This is a genomic window from Streptomyces sp. NPDC048644 (assembly GCF_043199105.1).
In the GTDB taxonomy this organism is placed as follows: Bacteria; Actinomycetota; Actinomycetes; order Streptomycetales; family Streptomycetaceae; genus Streptomyces.
Genome location: NZ_JBICVO010000012.1, coordinates 146885 through 169989, shown reverse-complemented (window position 1 = coordinate 169989; position 23105 = coordinate 146885). Strand labels below are relative to the sequence as shown.

Annotated in this window: 17 protein-coding genes and 1 pseudogene; 13 read left to right on the top strand and 5 right to left on the bottom strand. The window is 72.1% G+C overall.

The genetic code is table 11. From position 1 onward, the window contains the following. Positions 1-32 precede the first annotated feature (32 nt). Together ACGFNI_RS25715 and ACGFNI_RS25710 are read right to left on the bottom strand one after the other, a co-directional pair. The gene (locus ACGFNI_RS25715; protein WP_393687000.1) at positions 33-554 is read right to left on the bottom strand and encodes a TerD family protein; all 522 of its coding nucleotides are present in this window, start codon (positions 552-554) and stop codon (positions 33-35) included. Between the two features lie 378 nt (positions 555-932). Beyond that, complete coding sequence (locus ACGFNI_RS25710; protein WP_393686999.1) at positions 933-1520, bottom strand: TetR/AcrR family transcriptional regulator; 588 nt, start codon at positions 1518-1520, stop codon at positions 933-935. 160 nt (positions 1521-1680) lie between these two features. Between ACGFNI_RS25710 and ACGFNI_RS25705 the strand changes: the two genes are divergently transcribed. Further along, positions 1681-3093 carry an amidase gene (locus tag ACGFNI_RS25705; protein WP_393686998.1) on the top strand — a complete coding sequence of 471 codons (1413 nt, stop codon included), beginning with the start codon at positions 1681-1683 and terminating at the stop codon, positions 3091-3093. 68 nt (positions 3094-3161) lie between these two features. Further along, positions 3162-3767, top strand: a complete 606-nt coding sequence (locus ACGFNI_RS25700; protein ID WP_393686997.1) for a YdbC family protein — start codon at positions 3162-3164, stop codon at positions 3765-3767. A 61-nt stretch (positions 3768-3828) separates the two neighbouring features. Here ACGFNI_RS25700 and ACGFNI_RS25695 read toward each other — a convergent pair whose 3' ends face one another. Beyond that, the gene (locus tag ACGFNI_RS25695; protein ID WP_393687065.1) at positions 3829-4500 is read right to left on the bottom strand and encodes a TetR/AcrR family transcriptional regulator C-terminal ligand-binding domain-containing protein; all 672 of its coding nucleotides are present in this window, start codon (positions 4498-4500) and stop codon (positions 3829-3831) included. Positions 4501-4607: 107 nt separating this feature from the next. On the opposite strand from ACGFNI_RS25695, the gene ACGFNI_RS25690 reads away from it, so the two are divergent. The 5 genes from ACGFNI_RS25690 to ACGFNI_RS25670 all read left to right on the top strand — a co-directional run bounded on the left by ACGFNI_RS25690 (position 4608) and on the right by ACGFNI_RS25670 (position 9679). Beyond that, positions 4608-6227 carry an ABC-F family ATP-binding cassette domain-containing protein gene (locus ACGFNI_RS25690; RefSeq protein ID WP_393686996.1) on the top strand — a complete coding sequence of 540 codons (1620 nt, stop codon included), beginning with the start codon at positions 4608-4610 and terminating at the stop codon, positions 6225-6227. A gap of 112 nt (positions 6228-6339) precedes the next feature. Continuing rightward, on the top strand, positions 6340-6999 hold the full coding sequence (locus ACGFNI_RS25685; protein ID WP_393686995.1) for a histidine phosphatase family protein: 660 nt from the start codon (positions 6340-6342) through the stop codon (positions 6997-6999). A gap of 10 nt (positions 7000-7009) precedes the next feature. Then, positions 7010-7918, top strand: coding sequence for an ADP-ribosylglycohydrolase family protein (locus ACGFNI_RS25680; protein WP_393686994.1), 909 nt, complete (start codon positions 7010-7012; stop codon positions 7916-7918). Positions 7919-8263: 345 nt separating this feature from the next. Continuing rightward, positions 8264-8965: a ribonuclease HII gene (locus ACGFNI_RS25675; protein WP_393686993.1), complete on the top strand. Its 702-nt coding sequence runs from the start codon at positions 8264-8266 to the stop codon at positions 8963-8965. Positions 8966-9031: 66 nt separating this feature from the next. After that, positions 9032-9679: a hypothetical protein gene (locus ACGFNI_RS25670; RefSeq protein ID WP_393686992.1), complete on the top strand. Its 648-nt coding sequence runs from the start codon at positions 9032-9034 to the stop codon at positions 9677-9679. Between the two features lie 439 nt (positions 9680-10118). Here ACGFNI_RS25670 and ACGFNI_RS25665 read toward each other — a convergent pair. Further along, positions 10119-10610, bottom strand: a pseudogene (locus ACGFNI_RS25665) (hypothetical protein); the annotation flags it as partial. A 282-nt stretch (positions 10611-10892) separates the two neighbouring features. Next, positions 10893-13058 carry a RecQ family ATP-dependent DNA helicase gene (locus ACGFNI_RS25660; RefSeq protein WP_393686991.1) on the bottom strand — a complete coding sequence of 722 codons (2166 nt, stop codon included), beginning with the start codon at positions 13056-13058 and terminating at the stop codon, positions 10893-10895. A gap of 532 nt (positions 13059-13590) precedes the next feature. On the opposite strand from ACGFNI_RS25660, the gene ACGFNI_RS25655 reads away from it, so the two are divergent. From ACGFNI_RS25655 to ACGFNI_RS25630, 6 genes are all read left to right on the top strand, one after another. After that, positions 13591-14847, top strand: coding sequence for a DUF4192 domain-containing protein (locus tag ACGFNI_RS25655; RefSeq protein ID WP_393687064.1), 1257 nt, complete (start codon positions 13591-13593; stop codon positions 14845-14847). A 104-nt stretch (positions 14848-14951) separates the two neighbouring features. Next, positions 14952-17090: a glycogen debranching N-terminal domain-containing protein gene (locus ACGFNI_RS25650; protein WP_393686990.1), complete on the top strand. Its 2139-nt coding sequence runs from the start codon at positions 14952-14954 to the stop codon at positions 17088-17090. A gap of 48 nt (positions 17091-17138) precedes the next feature. Beyond that, the gene (locus ACGFNI_RS25645) at positions 17139-17900 is read left to right on the top strand and encodes an NUDIX domain-containing protein (protein ID WP_393686989.1); all 762 of its coding nucleotides are present in this window, start codon (positions 17139-17141) and stop codon (positions 17898-17900) included. A gap of 156 nt (positions 17901-18056) precedes the next feature. After that, on the top strand, positions 18057-20042 hold the full coding sequence (locus tag ACGFNI_RS25640) for an ATP-binding cassette domain-containing protein (protein ID WP_393686988.1): 1986 nt from the start codon (positions 18057-18059) through the stop codon (positions 20040-20042). 121 nt (positions 20043-20163) lie between these two features. Beyond that, positions 20164-21141, top strand: coding sequence for a FadR/GntR family transcriptional regulator (locus ACGFNI_RS25635; RefSeq protein WP_393686987.1), 978 nt, complete (start codon positions 20164-20166; stop codon positions 21139-21141). 391 nt (positions 21142-21532) lie between these two features. Then, the gene (locus ACGFNI_RS25630; protein WP_393686986.1) at positions 21533-23086 is read left to right on the top strand and encodes an RNA polymerase sigma factor; all 1554 of its coding nucleotides are present in this window, start codon (positions 21533-21535) and stop codon (positions 23084-23086) included. Positions 23087-23105: the final 19 nt, after the last annotated feature.

Here is a 23105-nt window from a genome sequence, read left to right as displayed (position 1 = left end):
CGCCGGACGTGGCCTCCCCTTTGCCGGTCGGGTCAGCTGCCCATGAGCGCGGTGAATTCGTTGGGATCGGCGTCAAAGCCGCGGACATCGGCACGGAAGCGCCATTCGCCCTCTTCGTCGCGGACGAATTCGGCCACGACGGCGGCAGTTGACCGCGCGACGGTGGAGAAGTCGTTCTGGGCAAGGGCGGTGTAGCCCTCGTGGATCTCCACTTCGGTGTTGTCTATGTCGCCGAACGTCTTACGGCCGCCGCCCTGTTGGATCGCGACTCCCACCACGACCCGCGTGTAGCTGTCGGCCAGTCGGTCCAGCTCCAGCGTCATGACCTCGTCGGAACCGAAGCCCTGGCCGGTGCGGCTGTCACGGTTGAGGGTGATCGTCCCGTCGGGGGACCGGCTGTCGAAGTGCACCAGGTAGCACGGCTCGCCGACCGGCGTGTCCGCCTCGTACGTCGCGGCGATGATGTCGAGATCGTTGTCCGGCTCGCCGAGGGGGCTGGGATCCCACTTCAGTGTGACCTCGGCCTTCTCGATCCCTTTGTTGAGCGTGCTCACCGGGCTTCCCTTCCTTGGCGTTCCGTCGAACCGGGTCGCACGGAACGGTTCCGCGCGCGGTCGGCTGCCGACTGGTGACCGGGACTGCGGCCCCGGTCGGCCGGCGGGCAGCCGTGGAGCCCCTGGAGAGACCGCTCGCCCGTGCTCGTGCGAACCACTCGCCAGGACACCCCGTTGACCTTCCATGGTGCCACGTCGACGGGGGATCGCGGCGGGGTGAACTGCACTTGTGGAAAACCGGGTTGAGCTTGAGAGATGGCCTGATTGCGTTGCCTCTTCCGGCTGTCGCTCCACTCGTCGCGGTGTCCGGTGCGGGCGGGCCGCGGGCTCCCCGGGGCGGCCGGGAATCCGGGGCTCTCCTCGGGGCCGTCGGGCTTCTCAGTCGTCCGGTTCGCCCCACAGGCGGCGGAGGTGATGGTCCAGCACGTCCAGCGCGGCGGCGGGCGAGATGTGGTCGATCAGCACGTGGGTGGTGAGGCCGTCGACGAGCGCGAGCAGGGTGCGGGCCTCCAGGGCGGGGTCGCAGTCCGGCGTGGCCTCGGCGACGAGCTGTGTGAACACCTCTTGGAGGCCGGTGTAGTTGGCCCGCAGGATCTCGGCCAGGGGGCGGCTGACGGCCGCCTGCGCGAGGAACGCAAGCCAGACGCGGGCCTCGGACCGGTGCTCCTCCCGGAGCAGCGACAGCTCCGTCGTGGCGTGCCCCAGGGCCGTGCGGGCCGACTGGGCGGGGGACTGGACCAGGCGCGCCGACACCCGTGCGGAGATCCGTTCCCCGATGTGCCGCAGGGCGAAGGTCAGCATCTCGTCCTTGGTGCGGAAGCAGCGCTGGACCGCTCCCATGGAGACCTCCGCGCGGGCCGCGACGTCCCGGAGGGTGACGCCGTCCAGGCCGCTCTCCTCGGCGAGCCGGCAGACGGCGTCGGCGATCAGGCGGCGGCGGAACTCGTGGTCCACCAGTTTGGGCATGGCATGCACTCCGCTTTATTCGATGCGTTCGTATCGGCGGTAAGGGTACGATGCCTATCCGATGCAAGTGCATCGGAATGGCTTGTGAGGGCGGGAATGCGTCATGCCGGAGCGCGGGGAAGCCGGCGCATCGGGTGGCGGTACCAGGAGAGGGTGAGTCATGCGGGACATGCTGTGGCGGTTGCCGGCGCACGAGCAGGCGGCGGCCGTACGGGACGGCGCGGTGACGGCCGCCGAGCTGGTGGACGGTCACCTGGAGCGGATCGCCGAGGTCAACCCGGCGGTCAACGCCGTGACGCAACTGCTCGCCGGGCAGGCGCGGGCGGACGCGGCGGAGACCGACCGCCGCCGGGCCGCCGGGGGCACCCTGGGGCCGCTGGCGGGCGTCCCGTTCACGGTCAAGGAGACCACCGGGATCGAGGGGGTGCCGACGACCTTCGGTGCCGCGCGCTTCCGCGACTTCACCGCCCGTGCCGATGCGCCCCCGGTGGCCAGGCTGCGCGCCGCCGGAGCCATCCCTATCGGGCACACCAACATGCCGACCCTCATCCTGGCCGGTATCCACACCCGTAGTGAGCTGTTCGGCGACACGGCGAACCCCTGGAGCGGGGCGGTCACACCGGGCGGCACCAGTGGCGGCGACGCCGCGGCGGTCGCGAGCGGGATGGCGCCGATCGGCCTGGGCAACGACTCCGGGGGATCGGTGCGGATCCCGGCGTCCTTCTGTGGCGTCGCGGGACTGAAGCCGACCTACGGGCGGTACGCCGCCGATCACCGCATCGGTCCCGACGATCCCTCGCTCGCCGCCCAGGAGTTGGTCGTCGACGGGCCCCTGGCGCGTACCGTCGGCGATCTGCGGCTGGTCCACGAGGTGCTGGCGGGCGCCGATCCGCGCGATCCGAGGGCCGTGCCGGTGCCCCCCTACGGGGAGCCGTTGCCCGGACCGCTCCGGGTGGCGGTGGTGGCCGACCCCGGTGGCCACGGCGTGCACCCGGCGGTGCGCGGGGCCGTGGAGGACGCCGCCGACGCATTGCGGGACGCCGGGTACGAGGTGTGCGAGGTGCCGGACGTGCCGCGTCTGGATGATGCCCTGGAGGTCTACGCCCGGATGACGCTCACCGAATTCGCCGTCAGCTGGCCGGTGGTCAAGCCGCTGCTGGGGGAGGGCGGGCAGCGCTACATCGAGCAGGGGATGGCGCGGTCGGGCCCGGTGGAGCTGGCCGAGTACCTGCGGCTGACGGGGGTGCGGCTGGGCATCCGGCGGGACTGGGCGGCCTTCCTGGACGCCTTTCCGCTGGTCCTGGGGCCGGTGTTCACCGACCCGCCGTTCGTGCCGGGGGACGAAATGCGGGACGCGGAAAGCTCGTTGCGGGTGCAGCGCGCGATGCGCCTGTGTACGGCGACGAGCTTCGTCGGCGTCCCCGCGGTGGCCGTGCCCACCGGAGTGACGGGCGGGCTCCCCTACGGTGTGCAGCTCATCGGGCGGGCCTACCGGGAGGACCTGTGTCTGGACGCCGCCCAGGAGGTGGAGCGACGACTGGGTGTTCTCACCCCCATCGACCCGCACTCGTAAGGAAGTTCAGGGCGCACCCGGCAAGGCAGGCAGTGATTCCGGCCACCCCGGGGCCGTACGATGGCGCGGTGCTGGTCAAGTGGATTCGCCTCACCGTTGTGGACCGTCGAGGGTTCGAGCGGGGGCAGCGGAAATGGGCGGGGCTGCTGGGTGAGCCCGGGTTTCGAGGGCAGGGCGGGGGGTGGAGCCGCGGCCGGCCGGGCGTCGCGCACCTGGTCGCCTTCTGGGAGAGCCGGGCGTTCTACGACTCGTTCATGGCGCGCTCCCACGACCGGCTGGCCGCGGCGCAGGTGGGCACCTTCAAGGACAGCCAAGTCCGCCTCTTCGAGCACGAATTCGACGTGAAGGTGGGCTTCGAGCCGCTCTTCGGCGACGTGGACGTGCTGCGTCTCGCGCACTCCCAGGTGCGCGAGGACCGTGTGGAGCACTTCACGCTGATGCAGGAAAAGGTCTGGAATCCGGCGATGGCCGGGTCGCCGGGAATGGTGCGCGGGATGCTGGGGCGGGCTCCGGGGGAGGAGTTCTTGGTGTTGTCGATGTGGCAGTCGGCCGCCGAACGAGGAAAGTACCGCCCCGAACGGGTGGAGCGGCTCGCCCTGCGGGCCCAGATAGCGGCCGACGTGCAGGCCCTGGCCGGGGACGTCGTACAGCTCGAACCCTCCTGGACGGTCTGAGCCGCGCCGTTGCCCGCGGCTGAAGAGGTGTGGGGCGGGCGGGAGTTGCCGCGGTCCGCGCCTACGGAGCCGGCGATTCCCGCTCGTCGGCCGTGAAGGCCCCGGCGCGGGCCGCCGCCACCGCAGCCGCCGCGGACTGCGCCGCCAGGCCGGCGTCCACCGGCTCGCGGGTGATGAAGAGCCGGAAGAAGACCGGCGCCGATGCCGCCCGTACCAGCGCGCCCGCGTCGACGGCTGCGGGCAGTTCGCCGCGTTCCACGGCGCGTTCCACGATGGCCTCGCAGCGGGCGAACCGCTCGGCGTAGTAGGCGCGCAGGGCGTCGGCGGCACGCCCCGAGTGGAACGCCGCCGCGATGATCGCGGAACCGGGCGCGCCCACCTCGCGGTCCGCGAAGGAGCGCACCACCTCCTGGGCGAGCGCGCGCAGGTCGCCCTCCAGCGTCCCCGTGTCGGGCGGCAGCCAGCTGTCGTCGCCCGCGAGGTCCAGGGCGTCGGCCACCATGCCCTCGATGCCGCCCCAGCGCCGGTAGAGCGTCGTCTTGTGGACGCCGGAGCGCTCGGCGACGTACTCGACGGTCAGGCCGGGATAGCCGTGCTCGGAAAGGCCGGTCAGGACGGCGTCCCGGACGGCGGCGCGGGTGCGTGCGGTACGTCCGCCGGGGCGCCGGGTGCCGGGCGTGGCCTCCTCATTCAATTGCAACTCCTGTTGTGTTAGTTCGGGGGTTCGTGTCATCATCAGCGTAACGCAACTGAAGTTGTATTTGATGGTGCGGATGTGCCGCCCTGCCGCCACGCGGCCCAGGGCCGGCGATCCCGCGATCAACCGGAACGGAGCACTGATTGCCCACCCAGATCTCGCTGCACGACGTCACCAAGTCCTACGCCGACCGGCCGCTCCTCGACGGCGTCTCCCTGTCGGTACGCCCCGGCGAAACCCTCGGCATCGTCGGGGAGAACGGCGCGGGCAAGTCCACGCTGCTGCGCATCATCGCGGGCGCCGAACAGCCCGATGAAGGCCACGTGGTGCTCCGCGCCGACGGCGGCGTGGGTTACCTGAGCCAGACCCCCGACCTCCCCGCCGACCACACCGTCCAGGACGCGATCGACACCGCGCTCGCCGACCTCAGAGCCATGGAGCACCGGCTGCGTTCCATGGAAGAACAGCTGGGCGGCGCCTCGGCGGAGGAACTCGCGGCATACGGCGACCTGCTCACCCTCTTCGAACTGCGCGGCGGCTACGAGGCCGACGCCCGCGTCGACAAGGCACTCTTCGGGCTCGGCCTGGACCAGGTGGCCCACGACCGGCCGCTCGGCAGCCTCTCCGGTGGTGAGCAGGCCCGGCTCGGACTGGCCTGCGTGATCGCAGCGGCCCCCGAGGTCCTGCTGCTCGACGAGCCGACCAACCACCTCGACGCGAGCGCCCTCGACTGGCTGGAAGAGGCACTGCTCGCCCACCGCGGCACCGTCCTCACCGTCTCCCACGACCGGCTCTTCCTCCAGCGGACCGCCACCGCGATCATCGAGGTCGACGCCGAGCGCCACCGGATCGTGCGCTACGGCGAGGGCTACGGCACGTTCATCGCCACGAAGGCGGCGGCCCGGCAGCGCTGGGAGCAGGAGTACGCGCAGTGGTGCGACCAGATCGCACAGCTCACCGAGTTCTCCCGCGGCACCGCCCACCACGTCGCCCAGGGCCGGGCCATCAAGGACGGCAACAAAATGGCCTACGACCGCGCCGGGGGGCGCGTCCAGGCATCCGTGTCCAGCCGGGTGCGCAACGCCCAGGAACGGCTGCGCAGACTGCACGAGGAGGCCGTACCCCGACCGCCCGACCCGCTCCGCTTCCGGGCGGCACCGGACCTCGGCGACACATCGGGCGCCCTCGTCACCCTGGACGGCGTACGCGTCGGGAACCGCCTCGCGGTGGACGCGCTCTCCGTCGCCGCGGGCGAACGCCTGCTCATCCACGGCGCCAACGGCGCGGGCAAGACCACCCTGCTCCGCGTCATGGCCGGCCTCACCGAGCCGGACCGCGGCACCGTCGCACGCCGCGGCGGAATCGGCTTCCTCGCCCAGGAAATCGCGGCCACCCGCCCCACGGAGACCCTGCGGACCGCCTTTAGCCGGGGACTTCCGGGCGAGGCCGAAGAACTGGCCGCCCTGCTGCTGTCCTTCGGCCTCTTCCGGGAGGCCGACCTGCGGGTACCCGTGGGCACCCTCTCGGCGGGCCAGCGCCGCCGCCTCGCCCTCGCCCGCCTCCTGGCACGCCCCGCCGACCTGCTCCTGCTCGACGAGCCCACCAACCACCTCGCCCTCGGCCTGGTGGAGGAGCTGGAGGCGGCCCTGGGCGCCTGGCCCGGCGCGCTCGTGGTGGTCTCCCACGATCGCCTGCTGAGCCGCCGCTTCGGCGGCATCCACTACGAGATACGCGACGGCCGCCCGGTCCGCACCCACGGCTGAGAGACGGAGCGCAAGCGGCTCACATGCGGGCGCCGCGGCCCCACCGGGCCCGGCCCCGCCGGTACCGAGGGCGGCTGCGGCACGCTCACGGCAGGCGTTCTAGGGTGGCGTCATGGCACGGCCCCGACGCATCGTCCTCATCCGCCACGGAGAGTCGGTGGGGAACGTCGACGACACCGTCTACGAGCGGGAACCCGACCACGCGCTGAGCCTGACGGACAACGGACTGCGCCAGGCCCGCGAAGCCGGCGGCCCGCTGCGCGAACTCTTCGGCGGGGAACGGATCTCCGCATACGTCTCGCCCTACCGCCGCACCCACCAGACGTTCCAGTCCCTCGGCCTGGACCCCGGCAAGGTCCGGGTACGCGAGGAGCCGCGGCTGCGCGAGCAGGACTGGGGCAACTGGCAGGACCGGGAGGACGTACGGCTGCAGAAGGCGTACCGGGACGCGTACGGACACTTCTTCTACCGGTTCGCCCAGGGCGAGTCCGGTGCCGACGTGTACGACCGCGTCGGGGCGTTCCTGGAGAGCCTGTGGCGAAGCTTCGAAGACCCGGACCACCCGCCGAACGTCCTGATCGTCACCCACGGCCTCACCATGCGGCTGTTCTGTATGCGCTGGTTCCACTGGACGGTGGCCGACTTCGAGTCGCTCGCCAACCCGGGCAACGCCGAACGGCGCACCCTGCTCCTGCGGCCCGACGGGCGCTACGACCTGGACCGGCCGTTCGAGCGCTGGTGTGAACCGGAGCCTTACGGCCTCAGCGGTTAGAGTGCCACCGATGACCGCCGACCACCGTGACGCAGACCGCTTCGAGCGGGCCCTGGCCAGCCTGCGCGGACTGACCGTGGGCGACGCCCTCGGATCCCAGTTCTTCGTCCCCGCCCATTACCCCGCCCTCAAGCGCCGCACGCTGCCGCCCGCCCCCTGGCGGTGGACCGACGACACCGAGATGACCTGCTCCGTGCTGGCCGTCCTCACCACCCACGGCCGCATCGACCAGGACGCGCTGGCCGGGTCGTTCGCCGACCACCACGACGCCGACCGCGGCTACGGACCGGCCGTGAACCGCATGCTCGACCTCATCCGGGAGGGCGGCGACTGGCGTGAACTGGCCTCCGGCCTCTTCAACGGCCAGGGCTCCTGGGGCAACGGCGCCGCCATGCGCATCGCCCCCGTGGGAGCCTGGTACGCCGACGACCCCGAGCAGGCCACCCACCAGGCGGAGATCTCCGCCTACACCACCCACCAGCACCGCGAGGCCGTGGTCGGCGCGATGGCCGTCGCCGCAGCCGCCGCCCTGGTGGCGAACCCGGCCGGCGCCCCCGGCCCCGAGCAGCTGATCGACGACGTGATGGCGCTCATCCCGCGCAGCGCCGTCCAGGCCGGCCTGCGCCGCGCCCGGGACATGCTCGACTACGCGAACTCGGGCACCGTCGCCGCCGTCCTCGGCTGCGGACGGCGCACCACCGCCCACGACACCGTCCCCTTCGCCCTGTGGGCGGCGGCCCGCCACCTCGGCAACTACGAGCAGGCGTTCTGGACCACCGCCGAGGCCGGCGGCGACGTGGACACCACCTGCGCCATCGTCGGCGGCATCATCGCGTCCGGCCGCGGCGGCCACCCGCCCCAGGAATGGCTCGACGGCACGGAACCCCTCCCTTCCTGGATGCCCGTCCCGGCGGGATGACCCTCCGCGGCGCCCCCGCCGCAGTACGTCCCCCGGAACGCCACACCGGCCGCCCCGCGACCCGACACCGGACACCGCCCGCCTCCCGGCGCGCCGCGGCCAACTGGCGCCGCCGGCCGTCGACTTCACGCCTCACGCTGCTCCGGAGCCGCACCGGCCGAGAACCGCTGTTCCGGCACCGCACACCGGCCGCGAGCCCCCGCACACGGGCCGCCCCGGCGCCTTGGCGGCCCTCCTGCCGCGCCACCGGACCGCCCTCCGCCGAGCTCGCATTCCGGCCGATCCGCAGTTGTTCCGTATCCGATGCGGACGCCCGACCCGAATAGGCGTACGCTGGCTGGCGCCATGCCGTACGAGCCTCCCACCCATACCGTCGAGCGATCACTGCGCGCCACGACGGGCGCCAAGATCATCGCTGGTGTCGACGAGGTCGGGCGAGGAGCCTGGGCCGGCCCGGTGAGCGTCTGCGCGGCCGTCACGGGCCTGCGTCGTCCGCCCGCCGGACTCACCGATTCCAAGCTGCTGACCCCCAAGCGCCGGACCGAACTCGCCGACCTTCTCGGCACCTGGGTCACGGCATACGCACTGGGGCACTCCTCACCCGAGGAGATCGACTCCCTGGGCATGACCGCGGCGCTCCGGCTCGCGGCCATCCGCGCCCTGGAAGCGCTGCCGGTCCGCCCGGACGCGATCATCCTCGACGGCAAGCACAACTACCTGGGCGAGCCATGGCAGGTCCGCACGGTCATCAAGGGCGATCAGTCCTGCATCGCGGTCTCCGCCGCATCCGTGATCGCCAAGGTGCGTCGCGACGCGATGATGGCCGAACTGGGCGCCGAGCACGTGGAGTTCGACTTCGCGGCCAACGCCGGCTATCCCTCTCCGACCCATCGCATCGCCCTGGAGGAGCACGGTCCTACGCCGCACCACCGGGTGTCGTGGTCCTACATGGATGCGCTGCCCCGGTGGCGGCATCTGAAGAAGGTGCGCGTCACCCCCGAAGCAGCCGCTCTGGAGGCCGGTGGCCAACTCGGCTTCGACTTCTGAGCGGTGCGGGCATCAACGCGGTACCCGCTGACATGTCCCGCACGCACGTTTGATAGACATCCCTTTATGCCTCTCATCCCCGAGGAGCCTCAGATTCACGAGAGTGTCCCGGGTCCCCGCGCAACTCCGGCCGCCGGCCGCACCGCGTCGACCCCCCGCCCTGTTCCCGGCCCCGGCCCCCGCCCCGCACCTCCGCGTGGCGCTCCCGCGGCCGGCGTCCGTCCGGGCAAGCCCGGACCGTCTGCCCCGCCGCGTGGGCCCGCCGCCCCGCCGGCGCAGCGCACCGGCCCCCCGACGCCCGCTGCCACCGATGCCGGTACGGCAACCGGGGCGCAGCTTCAGCTGATCCCGGCCCCGGCCGACGGCGCCGTCGACGCCGCCGACGAAGCCGTCGATCTCCTGCTGGACTCCGGGCGGGCGCCGGGCGACATCCTGGTGCTCACCACCGGCGACCCCCACCCGTGGGCCGCGCACGAACTGTCCTTCGGCGAAGCGTCCTACTGGGCGCAACACGACGCCGGGGACGATGTGTTCTACGCGGACGCCGCTGCCGAGCGTCCCACCGGACGGCCCGTCGTGGTCGTCGCGGTGAACGGCGGCACCGACGAGGCCACCGCACGGGCCCTGCCCGCCGCGCTGGCCCGTGCCGGGGCACTGCTGATCGTCTGCGGAGACCCGCAGCAGATCAACACCGTGCTCGGCGCGCACGCCTGACGGACCCCTGCCCGGAGCAGCCCGCCGGCCCTTGGCCGGTCGGGCTCGCTCGTGCGCCCGGACACACCGCGGCGGCCACCCGGTGCGCCCGCCGTCCGGACCTCTGCGTGCGCCGGTCGCCGCCCTCCGCTTCCGGAGCCCGGGACACCGGCTTCCGTCAACAGGCCGCCGTGTGCCGCTCGGTCTGCGCGGCGCCGCCACCGGCCCGCGGGGCCGCGCCGCTCCCGCGTCGTGACCGTTCTGCCACCTGCGCACGTGCCGCCGGACGCGATGCCTCCGGTGGACGGCGGAGTCCCGCAGCCCCGAACTGCTCCGGGACGACGGGACGCCCGTCACCGGGGCCCTGCGGCACGGCCCGTGACGTCGCCCGCGACCCGCGCCCGTCCGCCGGAGAACCGGCCAACGGGCCGCGCGGATCGGGCAGTTCGCGCCGCCCCCGGGGCCGACGCCCGCCCCGCTCCTCGCCCAGGACCTGCCAGCGGCCACGGGTCAGCGTGATGTACGCCCCGCACCGCAGCCCGTGCAGCGTGCACGCGTCACGCAGTCCCCACATCCAGGCCCCGTCCGTCTCCGTCCAGCGCGGCTCGCCTTCCCGGCAGTACAGCAGCACCGCCGTACGGACCGGAACCCGCAGCCGCAGGTCGTGCGGGACGACCTGCCGGAGGTGGAGCAGCAGGACGTTGCGCAGCTGCCAGCCGTCCGCCTCCTTGACGGGCTCGCTGAAGGAAGCGCTCGCGGTCACCCGCTGCTGCGGATCCAGCACCGCGACGACGGCCGTCGAAGGAACCGGGCGATGGAGTTCGTGCAGTCTCAAGACGACCTCACGCGGGTTGCGCAGCAGCGGAATCCCTGCCGACGCCCACTCGGCGGGCTCCAGCATCCGGCCCAGTCGTGCAGCGGAAGCGGCGGACGGAGACGAAGACGCGGGCATGAGCGGGACGGAGCCGAAGGCCACGGTCCTCCCTTCGTCTGCACATCCGCACAACGGGCGGCAGCCGGACACGACAAGGCACGACACGGCGGAGCCGGACCCTGCGGCCGGAACGGTACGGGGAGCAGCCCCCATTCTCCCGATCGCACGCGCGTGCGGCAACGCTCTCGCGCCGTCCGCCGACCCCCGAATCGCCCCGTGCGCTGCCCTTATCCTGCCCGCCGCGACGTCTCCTGATGCCGGTTCCACCCCCTCACCTTGGCTCGGCGCACGGCCCCCGGACTATCCCTGGACAGCGAGGACCAGCGGAAACACTCCGTCCGCGCCGGCCTTGCGCAGCAACCGGGCGGCCACCGCCAGCGTCCAGCCGGTATCGGCGTAGTCGTCCACCAGCAGCACCGGGCCCCCTGCCGACTCCAGCGCCCCGGCCAACTCCGGCGGCACGGTCAGCGATCCGTGCAGGGCCCGCAGCCGCTGGGCGCTGTTGCTCCGCGGGATCCGGCCGTCCGTCCCGTCGTCCGCCGAGATCACCGTCCCCAGGAACGGCATCCTGCCGACGGCAGAGATCCGCCCGGCGAGCGACTGGATCAACTCCGGCCTGGAGTGCGACCCGAGAGCGACCACCCCCACCGGGCGGGCCGGCGCATCCGCCCCGCCCGAGGCCCAGCCACCCGGGCCCTTCGCCCAGTCGGCGAGGACGGTGACCACCGCGGACGCCACATCATCGGGCACCGGGCCGTCCGCCGCCTGCGGGGCCAGCATCGGCCGCAGACGATTGCCCCAGCCGATGTCCGAGAGCCGGCCCAGGGCACGGCCGGTCGCGGCCAACTCACCTGCGGGGATCCGCCCCTTGAGATCGACGCCGATGGCAGGCAGCCCCGTCGGCCACATACGCCGCGGCTCCACCTCCACACCGGGCCGCCCCAGCTCACCGCGCGCCGCGTCGAGCGAGGCCGCGGACACCTCCGTGGTGAACCGCGACCCGGCACAGCTGTCGCACCGCCCGCACGCCACCGCCGCCTCGTCGTCCAGCTGCCGCCGCAGGAACTCCATCCGGCAGCCCGTCGTGACCGCGTAGTCCCGCATCGCCTGCTGCTCGGTCTCACGCTGCCGCGCCACCCAGGCGTACCGCTCGGCGTCGTACGACCACGGGCGCCCGGTGGCCGTCCAGCCCCCCTTCACACGGTGCACCGCGCCGTCCACATCGAGCACCTTGAGCATCGTCTCCAACCGCGAACGACGCAGCTCCACCTGCGGCTCCAGAGCCGGCAGCGACACCGGCCGGCCGGCCGCCGCCAGGACGTCCAGCGTCCTGCGCACCTGCTCCTCCGGCGGGAACGCCAACGACGCGAAGTACCTCCAGATCGCTTCGTCCTCCCGGCCCGGCAGCAGCAGCACCTCGGCGTGCTCCACACCACGCCCGGCGCGCCCCACCTGCTGGTAATAGGCGATCGGCGAGGACGGCGAACCCAGGTGCACCACGAAACCCAGGTCGGGCTTGTCGAAACCCATACCGAGCGCGGACGTCGCCACCAGCGCCTTCACACGATTGGCGAGCAGATCGTCCTCCGCCTGCTGCCGGTCGGCGTTCTCCGTCTTACCTGTGTACGAGGACACGGTGTGGCCGCGGTGCCGCAGGAACGCCGTGACCTCCTCGGCCGCGGCCACCGTCAAGGTGTAGATGATCCCGGAACCCGGCAGCTCGTGCAGATGGTCCGCCAGCCACGCGAGCCGGTGCGCGGCGTCCGGCAGCGTCAGCACACCCAGACTCAGACTCTCCCGGTCCAGCGGCCCACGCAGCACCAGAGCCTGCGCCGCGCCCTCACCCGTCCCCAACTGCTCGGCGACATCGGCCGTCACCCGGGCGTTGGCCGTCGCCGTCGTCGCGAGCACCGGTACCCCCGGCGGCAGATCGGCGAGCATCGTCCGCAGCCTGCGGTAGTCCGGCCGGAAGTCATGGCCCCAGTCGGAGATGCAGTGCGCCTCGTCGACCACCAGGAGCCCGGTGGCCGCCGCCAGCTTGGGCAGCACCTGATCCCGGAAATCGGGATTGTTGAGCCGCTCGGGGCTCACCAGCAGGACATCCACCTCACCCGCGGCGACCTCCGCCTGGACGGTGTCCCACTCCTCGGTGTTGGAGGAGTTGATCGTGCGCGCCCGGATACCGGCCCGCGCGGCTGCCTCGACCTGGTTGCGCATCAGCGCGAGCAAGGGGGAGACGATCACCGTCGGCCCTGCGCCGCGCTCGCGCAGCAGCGCCGTCGCGACGAAATAGACCGCGGACTTCCCCCATCCCGTGCGCTGCACGACCAAAGCACGGCGATGGTCGGCCACCAGCGCCTCGATCGCCCGCCACTGATCCTCACGCAGCCGTGCCGCGCCGCTGGGGTCACCGACGAGGCGGGTCAGAACGGCATCGGCCGACGCACGCAGATCTTCGTTGCTCATGCCCCCATGCAACCCGATGCCACTGACAACGCGCGAACCCCGGCCCGAACCTGTGGATAACCACGTCACCCGTGAGTTATCCACAGGGGTCGCGGCGGAGCGCCGAGCGCGGGATCTTCGAGCCATGAATCAGCACAGCGAACCGTCCGACCGCCCGAACCCCGCAGACCGCAAGGGGCCGACGAAGCCCACGAACCCGACGAACCCCACGCGGCAGAAGCGGCCCACAAGCCGAGCACAGTCGGCGAACCCGCCCAGCACCCCCGCTTCCCGCCGCTCCCGCACCGACGAGCCACAGCAGACAGACGCTCCGGACAGCCCGGCATCCCGCGGCACGGACGAAGCCGACCAGGCTCAGGGAAACCGCCCTCGCCGCCCCGCCGACCCCACCTTCTCCCCGACGTCCTTCATCCCACCGAGCCTCGCCACCCCGACCATCCGTGCCGGCCGTCCCGCATCCCCGCCCGCCGAACACACCCCCGCCGACCCGGACGACACCCACCACAGCGCCGGCGACGTTCCCCAGGTCACGCTGCGCGGCCCGGCCGAACTCGCCGACGCGCTGCCCTACCTCATGGGCTTCTACCCCGACGACAGCATCGTCCTCGTGGCCCTGCACGGCGAACGAGGCCGCTTCGGCGGCAGGGTCAGGCTCGGCATCCCGAAGGACACGACCCAGTGGCCCTACATCGCCGACCAACTCGCCGAGTGCCTCGTCTCGGCGGCCGAACAGCGCGGCGAGCGGCCCGCCGGGATGCTCGTCTTCGTCTGCCAGGAACCAGAGCAGGGCGAGAGCGGCCAGGACGTGAAGCAGCGCCTCCGGCCCCTCGCCCAGCGGCTCCGCACGGCCTGCGGCGCCTTGGACGTACCGGTCCTGGAGGCGCTGTGCCTCTCCAACGGCCGCTACTGGTCCTACTGCTGCCCGGACTTCCGCTGCTGCCCCGCCGAAGGGACACCCATGGTCATGCCCGGTACGTCCGTGATGGCGGCGGCTGCCGCCTACGCAGGGATGCAGGTGCGCGGCTCGCTCAAGGACATGGAAGCGAGGCTGACCCCACGCACGGGGCCACGGGCCGCCGACCAGGTCAAGGCGCTGGACGCGGCAGCCGCCGCCCTCCTGCCACGCATGCTCCAGGAGGACGGATCGGCCGTCGTCCGGCGGGACACCATCGACCGCGCCGCCGCGATGATCCACCGCTTCCGCAAGGACACGCCCGCGGGCAGCAACAAGGCGCGCGACGCCTGCGATGACGCGCTGATCACCGACGCCGAGGCCGCCCAACTGATCCTCGGACTTCAGGACCGCGTCGCCCGCGACCGAGCCGCGGAATGGATGGACGGCCCCTCCGCCGCACCCGCCCTCCGGCTGTGGCGCGCCCTCGCCCGCCGCTGCGCCGGCGGCTACATCGAGCACTCCGTGGCACCGCTCACCCTCGCCGGATGGGTCGCCTGGGCCACCGAGGACGAACCCTCCGCCCGGGTGGCCCTCAGCCGCGCCCTGAGCCTCGACCCCGACTACGTCTTCGCCCGGCTCTTGCACGAAGGCATCAACGACGGCCTCGACCCGGAGCCGCTGCGCAGCTGTCTGCGGGGGGAACGCGCCGAACGCGCCGCTGCCGAGAGGCCCGACCCCGGTACGACACCGGACGGCGAACGCCCACTGCAGGGCCGTCCGACGGCAGCCGACCGGCCTTCGGGGCCGCGCGGCACGACCCGGCCCGCCGGCCGCCCGGCAGGCACACGGGCCAAGGGACGCACCGGGCGGAACGGTGACCGGAGCCGAAGGTGACCGTTCCCGCACTGCGCGGCCGGCGTGACCTGTGCGCCGGCCGCGCCGTTCAGGTGGGTGGCGTGAGCCGCAAGGAGCCACGGACCCACAAAGGAGCCCCGCACGTGCCAGGCATAGTTCCCACCCCGCCCGCCCCCCGGCCGTCAGGGGCACAGCGCGCCGCGCCGCTCCGCACCCCGCAGCCCCAACCCGTGCACTCCTCGCTGATCTGCCTGGCCCTGCCCGCCCTCGCGATCTCACCCGCCGACGGACAGCTGAGGGGCGAGGGCCTGAACGGCTACTACCGGGAGGGCCGCCGCATCCTCTCCCGCTGTGAAGTGCGGGTGGCCGGAGCCGAACCCCTCATCGTGCAGGGCAGGTTGACGGCCGCGGACCGCGCCCGCTTCGTCGGGACGGTGCGCAGGGCGGGGGAGCGCGGCCCGGACCCCGAGATCCACATGGAACGCCTGCGCCGAGCCGACGGCACCGAACGGCTCACCTTCCGCAGCAGCGCAGCGCGCGCCCTCCGGCTCCCCGTAGAAATCCGGCTGGGCGCCGACCTCACCGAGCTGGGCGCCGTCGCCATCGGACTCCCGGGCCCCGAACTGCGCGCCGCCGTGCACGGCTCGGGCCTGCGCTGGTCCGGGCCCGGCGCCCATGCCGTGGTGGCCGCGACCCCGGCCCCTGATGACGCGCTGGCCTCCGCGGGGCTGCTGCGCTGGGAACTGGACCTGCCGGCCGCCGGTCACCGCACCATCGACCTCCGCATCTCCCTCGAACTCCCTGCCCCCGGCCACGGGGGAGGCCACCGCACAGCGCAGGACCGGCCCACCGGAGGCGCCCCTTCCGGGCTGGACGACACCGGTCGGCCAGGCTCGTCCGGCTCCCTCGCCCCGCGTCCCCGGGCGGCCCGCCCGCCCCGCCCGTGGACACCCGCGCGGCTGGAATGCGACGACGCACGCGCGGACGCCCTCCTGGCGGCGGCTCTCGGCGATCTCAACGGCCTCCTGACACGTGATCCCGCAACCCCCATGGACCTGTACGTCGCCGGTGGAATCCCCTGGCGACCCGGCCTCGCCCCGGCCGACGCCCTGTGGTCGGCCCGCATGCTGCTGCCCCTCGGCACCCGGCTCGCTGCAGGCACCCTGCGCGCCCTCGCCCGTACACAACTGGCCGCTCCAGGAGCGGATTTCGGCCGAATTCCCGGCCCGCTGCGTGACGCGGGCCCGCACACCCCACCGAGCTGCACCGGCGTCGAGGCCACCCTGCTCTTCCCCGTCCTCCTGGCCGAAGCCAGGCGCTGGGGCCTGCCCGACCACGAAACCGAACGCCTGCTGCCCGCGGCGGAACGCTGCCTGCGATGGCTGCGCAGCACCGGCACGTCCGCCGACACCGCGCACCGCGTGAGCTACGTCCCCGACCCGGCACCGGACGGTCCGCACCGCTGCGAGACCCAGGCGCACGCCCACCGTGCGGCCCTCCTGGGCGCCGACCTCCTCGACGCCTACGGATACCCCGACGCGGCAGCCTTGCGGGACTGGGCCGCCCAGCTCCGCACCCGGTTCCGCAACGACTTCTGGCTGGACGACCGGTCCGGTGGCCGCCCCGCAGCCCTGCGCACCGCGGACGGCCGCCCCCTGCCGCACCTCGGCTCCGCAGCCGCCCATCTCCTCGACACCGGCCTCCTCGGGGACGGCACCCACGCGCCGGGACTCCTCGACTCGACCCGCACGGCGCAACTCGCCGCCCTGCTCGGCAGCCCGGCCCTGGACTCCGGCTGGGGGCTGCGCAGCCTGAGCGCCAAGGAGAGCGGCTACAACCCGTTCGGACACCGGAGCGGCGCGGTCCGGATCCATGAAACCGCCGTAGCCGTCGCCGGACTCGCCGCCGCCGGTCACGAGAAAGCCGCATCTGCGCTGGTCAAGGGCGTACTCGACGCAGCGGAAACCTTCGGCCACCGTCTCCCCGAGATGTACGCGGGGGAGCAGCGCATCGTGGGCAGCGTTCCCGTACCCCACCCGGCGGCCTGCCGCCCCGCCTCGGTGGCGGCAGCCGGCGCCGTACACCTCCTGGTCGCGCTGGCCGGTCTGCGCCCCGACGTCCCCGGCGGGACGGTCGCGGTGCGGCCGGTGAGCTGCGCTCCGCTGGGCGCGCTCCAGTTCACCGGCCTGAGCGTCGCCGAGCAGCCGTTCGCCGTGCGGATCAGCCGCCTCGGCATGGCCATGGTGGAGGAGGCGGCCGATGGCTTGCAGCTGGGGTCCTGAGATGCCACGGGGCCTGTTTATCGTCAGGCGGACGACTATGATCACGCCATGCCTCCCTACGACCCGTCGGCTTTCCCGCCCTTCGCCGTCACCGTCGACCTGGTCGTGCTCACCGTGCGCCGGCACGCCCTGTGCGCACTGGCCGTACGCCGCGGTGAGCCGCCGTTCCAGGGCCGGTGGGCGCTACCCGGCGGGTTCGTCCGCAGCGACGAAGACCTCGAAGGCGCAGCCGCCAGGGAACTCGCAGAGGAAACCGGCCTGCACGCCCACGCCCCTGCGGGGCCGACCGCGTACGGCGCACACCTCGAACAGCTCGCCACGTACGGTGCCCCGCAGCGCGACCCGAGGATGCGGGTCGTCAGCGTCGCCCATCTGGTCCTCGCCCCTGACCTGCCCGCACCGCGAGCCGGCGGCGACGCCCACAGCGCACGCTGGGCACCGGTCGACAGCCTCCTGGGACAGACACCCGACCCCGGCCGCGACGGCGACCTGCCCACTCCGCTCGCCTTCGATCACGCGCAGATTCTCGAAGACGGCGTGGAGCGCGCCCGCTCGAAGATCGAGTACTCCTCGCTCGCCACGGCGTTCTGCACGCAGGAATTCACCGTCGGAGAACTGCGCAGGGTCTACGAAGCCGTATGGGGCGTCGCCCTGGACCCCCGCAACTTCCATCGCAAGGTGACCGGAACTCCCGGCTTCCTGGTGCCCACCGGCGGCACGACGACCCGTCAGGGAGGACGCCCCGCCCAGCTGTTCAGGGCAGGCGGAGCCACCTTGCTCAACCCCCCGATGCTGCGCCCGGAGGCGTGACCGCACGGCCCGGGGCGACGCGATGACGCCGGACACGACACCATGCCACGACCCGGCAATTACGGGTAAATAAGACATGTAGGTCTATCTTGACGGGGTGAGTCCTCTCGTACCCCCCGCTGCCTCCGACCGGTCTCACGCCCCGCGAGGGACGCGATGATCCAGGCCATCGGACTGACCAGCGCGCCCCGCGGCGACCTGCCGCCCGCCGTCGACGACCTCACCTTCGAGGCACGACCGGGCAACGTTACCGTCCTGCACGGCCCCGCCGCAGCAGGCAAGACCACCGCACTGCGGCTGATGCTTCAGCTCGAAACGGGCCGAGGCGTCGCCCTCTTCCGCGGGCGCCCGCTGCACCGCGTCCCGAACCCCGCCCGCGAAATCGGCGTGCTCCTAGGTGACGTCCCCGGGCACCCCTCCCGCACCGCGCGCGGACACCTGCGCATGCTCAGCGCAGCGGCCGGCGTCCCCGCCGACCGCGCCGACGACGTACTCGACCTTGTCGGCCTCAGCGGTCTCGCCGACAAACAGATCGGTGACCTCTCCCGCGGCATGGACCGACGACTCGGCATGGCCGCCGCCCTCCTCGGCGATCCGCACACCCTTGTCCTCGACGAGCCCACCGAAGGACTCGCGCCCCGGGAAGCCGCATGGCTGCACGGCCTGCTACGCGGCTACGCCGCGCAAGGCGGCGCCGTACTCATCACTTCCCGCAACTCCAGGGAAGTCACCCGCATCGCCGACCACGTGGTCACACTCCACGACGGCAGGCTCACCGCCGACCAGGAGGTCGCCGACTTCGCCCGCACCCGCATGCGCCCCCGCGTCGCGGTCTGCTCTCCGCACGCCGACCGCCTCGCGGCCCTGCTGATCGACGAGTCGCAACGAGCACACCACGCCTCCGACCCCGCCATCGGCCGTGCCATCGAAGTCGTCCGCGAAAGCGGCAGTCGCATCGCCGTCTATGGCAGCAGCTGCGCCGCCGTCGGCGAAGCGGCGTTCCGGCATCACATCCTCGTGCACCAACTGACGGACGAGGTAGGCGACACCGCTTCCGCCGCGCCTCTCCACCGGGCCGACGGTCGCCCCGCAAGCGCAGTGGCCGCAGCACCCGAGGCGGTCGTAGTCACCTCCTCAGAGGAGACTGTCACGCACGTCGACGCACATATCGATATGACGACATCGACCATCAGTGACATCGCCTCGCACAGTACGTCGCGCACTCCCGGCGGCACTGCCGCAGTCAGTGACCGTGACGCACTGTCCGACACCCTCACTCTCCCGGTGATCGAGATGTCGACATCGGTGCCACACCAAGCTCTGCCCGTCCGCTCGCCGCTCGCCGAGCGACTCGTGATTCCACGGCTGCCGGCGCCGGGGCCGGCATGGCCGCTGCGCTACGAACTGCGCCGCGCCCTGAGCGACGGCACCGGACTGCTCGTCGCCGTCGTCACCCTGCTTGTGTCGCTGGTGCTGGCGCTACTGCTGGCGCGCCACGGGGCCGCCCCCACGTCCCGGGTGGTGACCGGCTGGCCGCGTCAACTCCCCTTCCCCCCGGCGGCGCTCGGAGCGGGGCTTCTCGGTTCGCTCGCCTTCGGCCAGGAGTTCCGCTATCCGGCACTGGCGCACGAACGCGGTGCCGTGCCACGGCGTCTTGGGCTGCTCGTCGCCAAACTCATCGTCAGCGCGGTCGCCGCGTTGGCGCTCGGCGCCGCCGTGCTCGCCGCGGATGAGGCGTCCTCGCGCCTGCTCTTCGGTCCGGACGCGGCCAACGCTCTCTCCGACTGGCCTGTGTTCAGCCTCGGTTGGGCGGGATTGTTGGTGGGGTGTGCCTGGGCGGGAGTGCTGGCCGCCGGTGTATTCCGTTCCACGGCAATGGGGTTGGCTGCCGTCCTCGCCGTTCCGGTGGTCGTCATGCCCCTGGTGCAGCAGGTGTTGGCCGAGCCGGCTGCCCGTTCCCTGTCCGGTCTGCCCGGGCGCCTGCGGTCGTCGGCTCTGATCCAGTGGCCTTCCGGAATTGACCAAGGTGTGTCCGTAGTGCTGCGCCTGGCCACTCAACCCGTAGGCGGTGCGCTGACGTTGTCGCTCGCGGCCCTGGTCTGCGCCTACGTGCTCACCGTGCTTCGTCATCGGGCTCACTGACCACCGCGCACGGTCGAATCGCGGTCCACTTCTTGTGTGGACTGTCCACAACTCGCCGTAGAAAGCGCGTTTCTTTCCGATAAAGCGTCAATTATGAGGTGACGGGCGATCACCCTTTCGTGTGCTTTTCACCAAAGACCTCAAGGGTGTTGGGGCCGCCGCCGACAAAGGATGCGTGAGTACCCTTGCGCACACCATGATGACCGCGGCTCGCCCCGCCGACAACGGCCACGCAGGCCCGGGCGAGCTTGACCGCTACCCCTATGGCGCCGCCAACGCCGGCGCGGACCGCGCCGAGCGCGTCGCGCCGGTATGGGACGGCGCCGAAGCAGACATGGCCCGTGCAGGCCGCCGCGCGGCGGGCAGCCGTGGCCGCGGCCTGCACGGCCAACTCGTCCAGCAGCTCGGTCAGATGATCGTCTCCGGCGATCTCGGTGCCGACCGTCCACTCGTCCCCGAGGAGATCGGCCAGCGTTTCGAGGTCTCCCGCACCGTCGTCCGTGAATCGCTGCGCGTCCTCGAGGCCAAGGGCCTCGTCAGCGCCCGCCCGAACGTGGGCACCCGAGTGCGCCCGGTCAGCGACTGGAATCTCCTCGACCCCGACATCATCGAATGGCGGGCCTACGGTCCGCAGCGCGACGACCAGCGGCGCGAGCTCTGCGAGCTGCGCTGGACGATCGAACCGCTCGCCGCCCGCCTCGCCGCAGGGCACGGCCGCGAGGACATCCAGCAGCGGCTCACCGACATGGTCGAGATCATGGGCCACTCCGCAGCCCAGGGCGACACCATGACCTTCGCCCGAGCCGACTCCGAGTTTCACGGCCTGCTGCTGCAGCTCGCCGGCAACCGGATGCTCGAGCACCTCTCGGGCATCGTCTCCGCCGCCCTGCACGTCTCCGGTGGTCCGTCGGGCGGCTGCGAGCGGCCAGTGGAGACGTCCGTGGGGCAGCACATGCGGATCGTCGACGCGATCGGCAGTGGGGACGCCACGGCGGCCGAGGGTGCCATGCGCCAGCTGCTCGCCGCGCACGGCGACAGCTCCGGGCAGGTTCCCGGTGCGCCCGTGGATCACGTCGTGCCCGCGCCCCGCGAGCACTGAAGGCCGTACCCACGCGCGTACGGACCGTAGGCGCCGCGTGGGCAGGGTGCCGCGCGTCCCGACGGCCCGGGTGCGATGCACGCGCGCGGGCCGTTCGCTCGCCGGATCCGGACGGGATCCGGATCCGGCGATGCACTTGGGAGGGTTGCATGTCATATGACCGGGAATGTGTCGTTATGGGGTGTGACTCGGGCCACGCAGATTGGGCGTAACGCTCTTCCGGGAAGCGCGATGACTTAAGAGGTGATAGCCGAGGAGGGAATACGAGCGGCGTACGTGACGCTGTTCAACTCCCCGGTTGCCCCTGCGCCGTCGGTCCATCCCCACCGGCGGTCGTCGGCTCCGATCCAGACTGGACGGGGTCGGAAGCCGTTTCCATCGTTCCGAGAGGTTGTTCGTGTCGGCCAGCACATCCCGTACGCTCCCGCCGGAGATCGCCGAGTCCGAGTCTGTGATGGCGCTCATCGAGCGGGGAAAGGCTGATGGGCAGATCGCCGGCGATGACGTGCGTCGGGCCTTCGAGGCTGACCAGATTCCGCCAACCCAGTGGAAGAACGTTCTGCGCAGCCTCAATCAGATCCTCGACGAGGAGGGTGTGACGCTGATGGTCAGTGCCGCAGAGGCGCCCAAGCGCACCCGCAAGAGCGTCGCAGCGAAGAGTCCGGCAAAGCGCACCGCCACCAAGACCGTCGCGGCGAAGGCCGCCACGGTGAAGAAGGCCACCGCAGCGGCCGCCCCCCTGGGGGACGACCCGTCCGGTGAGCCGGAGGCTGCGCCTGCCAAGAAGACCGTGGCGAAGAAGGCCACGGCCAAGAAGACGGTCGCCAAGAAGGCCACGGCCAAGAAGGCGACCGCCAAGAAGACGGCGGCCAAGAAGGACGTCGACGATCTGCTCGACGACGACACGGCCGAGGAGACCCCGGCGCCCGCCAAGGGTGACGCTCCCGAGGCCGCCGAAGGCACCGAGGCAGCCGGCTTCGTCCTGTCCGACGACGACGAGGACGACGCCCCGGCGCAGCAGGTCGCCGCGGCCGGAGCCACCGCCGACCCGGTGAAGGACTACCTCAAGCAGATCGGCAAGGTCCCGCTCCTCAACGCCGAGCAGGAGGTCGAACTCGCCAAGCGCATCGAGGCCGGCCTGTTCGCCGAGGACAAGCTCGCCACCGAGGAGAAGATCGCTCCCAAGCTCAAGCGTGAGCTGGAGATCATCGCCCAGGACGGCCGCCGGGCCAAGAATCACCTCCTGGAGGCCAACCTCCGACTGGTCGTCTCCCTGGCCAAGCGGTACACCGGTCGCGGCATGCTCTTCCTGGACCTGATCCAGGAGGGCAACCTCGGCCTGATCCGTGCGGTCGAGAAGTTCGACTACACCAAGGGCTACAAGTTCTCGACCTACGCGACGTGGTGGATCCGTCAGGCCATCACCCGTGCCATGGCCGACCAGGCCCGCACCATCCGTATCCCCGTCCACATGGTCGAGGTCATCAACAAGCTCGCGCGCGTCCAGCGCCAGATGCTCCAGGACCTGGGCCGTGAGCCCACCCCGGAGGAGCTGGCCAAGGAGCTCGACATGACCCCTGAGAAGGTCATCGAGGTCCAGAAGTACGGTCGCGAGCCGATTTCGCTGCACACCCCGCTGGGCGAGGACGGCGACAGCGAGTTCGGTGACCTCATCGAGGACTCCGAGGCGGTCGTCCCGGCCGACGCGGTCAGCTTCACGCTTCTGCAGGAGCAGCTGCACTCGGTCCTGGACACGCTCTCCGAGCGCGAGGCCGGCGTGGTCTCGATGCGCTTCGGCCTCACCGACGGCCAGCCCAAGACGCTGGACGAGATCGGCAAGGTCTACGGCGTCACGCGTGAGCGGATCCGCCAGATCGAGTCCAAGACCATGTCGAAGCTGCGTCACCCGTCGCGCTCCCAGGTGCTGCGCGACTACCTCGACTAGCAGATCCGGCACGGACACC